This window comes from Pediococcus parvulus, assembly GCF_007990205.1.
In the GTDB taxonomy this organism is placed as follows: Bacteria; Bacillota; Bacilli; order Lactobacillales; family Lactobacillaceae; genus Pediococcus; species Pediococcus parvulus.
Map to the genome: position 1 here is coordinate 1 of NZ_BJWE01000072.1, position 3,730 is coordinate 3,730.

A 3,730-nucleotide genomic window follows, 5' to 3' on the forward strand; every position below is an offset into this window, starting at 1 on the left:
TAGCTACGATAGTCAAACGATTCCTAACTCGAATCATTGGGGTTCGAAGACCGTTTCATGCTTTATTGCCGAAACGTGTTTAAAAAGGCAGCTTCTTCCGCTTAGCTACGAAAGGGCAACGATTCCTAACCCGAATCATTGCCCTTTCTATGCGTTTTAATTTTTTATAGCCGAAACGTTATTAAAGAGAGCAGTTTCCTCCGCATGCCAGTTCTTGCGGTCTGAACCTCGGCCACAAGAATGGTCAACGTCCGGAACATAATTGGTTATTAGCGTTTTTGGGCTAATAACCATCCCTGCGTGTGGAGTAGTAGCTACGATAGTCAAACGATTCCTAACCCGAATCATTCGACTATCTATGCTAATGCTCAGAAACTACCGCTCTCTTTAACACTCTTTTTTATACAAACTGAATCAAACTCATCACAATCGGCACAACCACTATAAACAAAATTGTACTTGTCGTTACCAAGTTTGTCGCAAACTTCACATCACCATGCGACTCGTTCGCCAATATTGGCATTACCGCCAAACCTGGTGCCGCCGCCTGCACAATCAACGTCTGCATTTCCATCGTTGGAATTGCATGCCCCATACTTGCTCCCCACATAATCAACATCGTGATCACAATTGGTGACAACACAAATCGACCCAACAACGCAAAAATCGTATCCTTATCAAAATTAATACTCTTCAAACCAGCATCCGCCAACACAATCCCAATATAAATCAAAGATAATGGTGTGACCAAATTACCTACATAACTTAAAGTATTATTTGCCCAATCTGGTACTGGCAAACTCAAAACCAACCAAACTAACGCGACCAAGAATCCCAACAATGGGGGTGGCAAAAGTTTCTTCCAGTTAAAGTTACCAGAACCTTTTTCACCCTTCTTCTTCGTTGGATCATCGTTTGAAATCAAGAACACACCAAATGCCCAAGTCGAAACGGTATTAGTAACATAATAAACCAAGAAATATGGCAAACTAACTGATCCAAACAACGCAATATTTAAAGGTAGCCCAATAAAAATGGTGTTCGCATTCACAACGGTATTCATAAAAATTCCACGCCGTCCTGGACGCACTCGCAAAACCTTTACGGCCAACCAAGCGATGATGTAGCCAATAATGACCCCACCAAATGAATAAATTAAGCCACTCGAAAGACTAATTAATTTATTCAAAGTTAGGTACTTCATTACAGATACAAAGATTGAAGCTGGTAAAGCCACATTCATAATCAATTTTGAGATGCTGCCACTAAAGTTATCATCAAACCAGCCAATTCGGCGGAGTAAATAACCTAGGGCCATCATTAGTAAAATTGTCACAATACTTTCAACAGAAGTTATAAAAGCCATGATAATCCTTCCTCTACTTAAATTCTTTTATTTTTAATACTTAGGTTCCCATTTCACATCGTTAATAGCCTTATCAACATCTGAAATAGATTCCTGATTCAATTTTTGATCCACAGCACTTTGAGCAACGGCCTTTGCTACTGTAAACGAGAATTGATCAAGTTTGGAAACAGGAGGTAAAACAGCTGCTCCTGGTTTGTTACCATCCACAATACCACCTAATGAATGAGCAGCTTGTGAGATCATTTCATCATTTAATACTTTTGCAGTTGAAGCAATGACACCTAAACCTAATCCAGGATAAACTAACGCATTGTTAGCCTGACCGATTTGGTAAGTAACACCATTGTAGGCAACGTCTGCGGCTGGAATTCCAGTTGCAACCAAAGCCTTACCATCACTCCACTTGATCAAATCTTCAGCCTTTGCTTCTGCAAGCTTTGTTGGATTTGATAATGGAAAGATAATTGGACGGTCAGTATGAGCAGCCATTTCTTTCACAACAGCTTCCGTAAAGGTCCCTGGTTGAGTTGATGTTCCCACCAAAATGGTTGGGTGAATGGCTTTAACAGCAGCTTCAAGCGTTGTTAATTCATCAGCATTGGCAAATTCTGAACGTGAACGTGCAAATGGTTTTTGTTCTGGTGTCAAAGTTTGGTCATCATCAAACAATAAACCTTGTTTGTCTACCATGTAGAAGTGTTTCTTAGCTTCTTCTGCGGATAAACCTTGTTGCAAGAACTCGTCGTAAATTCGCTTCGTAATACCGGCACCGGCAGTTCCTGCTCCGTATGACAAGTAAACTTGATCAGTCATCTTTTGTTTTGAAATATTCAAAGCACCAAGAATCCCAGCTAACACAATGATTCCAGTTCCCTGAATATCATCATTAAATGTGGTGATTTGGTCCTTATACTTATTCAAGATATTAGCAGCATTATCACGGCCAAAATCTTCAAAATGCAAGTACAACTTAGGGAATAAGTCTTCAGCAGTATTAACAAACTGATCAACAAATTTGTAATAACGATCGCCAGTAATACGTTCGTGACGATTACCAAGGTACATAGGATTCTTTAACAAATCTTGATTGTTAGTACCTACATCAAGCACAACAGGCATGACTTGGCTTGGATCGATACCAGCAGCAGCGGTATAAACCATGAGTTTACCAACCGAGATATCAACCCCGTTTGTGCCCCAGTCGCCAATGCCTAAGATTCCTTCAGCATCGGTTACCACGATCAAACGAATATCGCGACCATCAGCGGCATTCTTCAATGAAGCTTTCATGCTGTCAGGATCATCGATTGACAAGAAAACGGCATTTTGTGATTGAATAAATAAATCACTGTAATTTTCGATGGTGTCGGCGATCGTTGGATCATACACAATTGGCATGAACTCGACAACGTGTTGACTAAACAATTTGTAAAACAAAACACGATTCTCGTTGAAGATTTCCATTAAGAAAATCCGTTTTTCTAAATCACTAGTTTTTGTTTGTAATTGGGCATAAGTTTGTTTAGCTTGATCATCCAAGGTTTGGACATAAGGTGGTAATAAACCAACCAAACCAAGTGATTGACGCTCTTTTTCAGTAAACGCGGTACCTTTATTTTCAAAAGGATTATTTAAAATTTCTACAGGACTTTTTGTCATATTCATAACCTCCAGTTACTTACTTTCTGTTCTCAACGAAGGGTCACTATACACGCCTCAAAAAACTATAGTCAAATCTTTAAGAATGTATTAAAAAATCTAATAAGCTTTGTGAAAAGCCTAAGAGCATCACGGCTGACCATTATTAAAGTTTTTTAGGACTTTTAGATGGGATTTAATAGTCCAAAAAGTTATAATAAAAATAGTAAAGAAATAGACCGGAAAAATAGGAGGAGGAATAATTATGAGTAAAAAACTAACAAAATCATCAGATAAGATGATTGCAGGGGTAGTTGGTGGCTTTGCAGAATATATGGGAATAGATAAGACATTGGCACGAGTACTTTACGCGGCAATTTCAATCCCAGGATTTTTCCCATGTATTATTTTGTACATTGTGGCGGCATGGGTGATGCCGGAAAAAAATTAGTGAGCGGATTGAGACGGGTTTACTTTTACTAAATAAGGGCACTGGATGCGGGGAGAATTCCCCGCTGGAAGTGTGCTTATTTAGTAAAAGTGTGTCTTAAGGAGCTGTCCTAATTTAGTGAGCGGATGAAAACGTCCATGACTATACTCATAAGTGTGCCGTCAGCAGGATGAAGTCCGGCGCTAGGCATGCTTATGAGTATAGTCATGTTTTCAGGAGCTGTCCTAATATAGTGAGCGGATTGAGACGGGTTTACTTTTACTAAATAAGGG

The 3,730-nt window shown here is 39.4% G+C and carries 3 protein-coding genes; 1 reads left to right on the top strand and 2 read right to left on the bottom strand.

Going from position 1 to position 3,730, the window contains the following annotated elements; genetic code table 11:
* Nucleotides 1–400 precede the first annotated feature (400 nt).
* On the bottom strand, nucleotides 401–1,366 hold the full coding sequence (locus PPA04_RS09190; protein WP_057784562.1) for an AEC family transporter: 966 nt from the start codon (nucleotides 1,364–1,366) through the stop codon (nucleotides 401–403).
* Between the two features lie 33 nt (nucleotides 1,367–1,399).
* The gene (locus tag PPA04_RS09195) at nucleotides 1,400–3,028 is read right to left on the bottom strand and encodes a malolactic enzyme (RefSeq protein WP_057784561.1); all 1,629 of its coding nucleotides are present in this window, start codon (nucleotides 3,026–3,028) and stop codon (nucleotides 1,400–1,402) included.
* 244 nt (nucleotides 3,029–3,272) lie between these two features.
* On the opposite strand from PPA04_RS09195, the gene PPA04_RS09200 reads away from it, so the two are divergent.
* Entirely contained in the window at nucleotides 3,273–3,458 is a 186-nt protein-coding gene (locus PPA04_RS09200; RefSeq protein WP_057784560.1) for a PspC domain-containing protein, read from the top strand.
* The last annotated feature ends 272 nt before the right edge of the window (nucleotides 3,459–3,730 follow it).